At 65.1% G+C, this 335-nt stretch carries 1 protein-coding gene; it reads left to right on the forward strand.

Going from position 1 to position 335, the window contains the following annotated elements:
• On the forward strand, nucleotides 1–335 hold a 335-nt coding region (locus SB816_RS30435; RefSeq protein WP_410548046.1), incomplete at both ends, for a hydantoinase/oxoprolinase family protein.

A 335-nucleotide genomic window follows, 5' to 3' on the forward strand; every position in this document is an offset into this window, starting at 1 on the left:
GGCGCTGAAGGCGGCGGGGATTACCTGCCCGTTCTACATCACCCAGAACGACGGCACGCTGATGGCGGCGGATGTGGTGCGCGGCTTCCCTGTGCTTACCTTCGCCTCCGGTCCGACGAACTCCATGCGTGGTGCTGCCTTCCTCACTGGCCTCAAGGATGCCGTGGTCGTGGATGTTGGCGGCACCACCTCCGATGTCGGGTCGCTGTCGCATGGCTTCCCGCGCCAGGCGTCCACGACGGTGGATATTGGCGGCGTGCGCACCAATTTCCGCATGCCTGACGTCTTCTCCATCGGTCTTGGCGGCGGGTCGCTGGTCGTCAATGGCGACCATG

The sequence above is a fragment of the Achromobacter sp. SIMBA_011 genome (genome assembly GCF_046535435.1).
GTDB classification, from domain to species: Bacteria; Pseudomonadota; Gammaproteobacteria; order Burkholderiales; family Burkholderiaceae_B; genus Achromobacter; species Achromobacter dolens.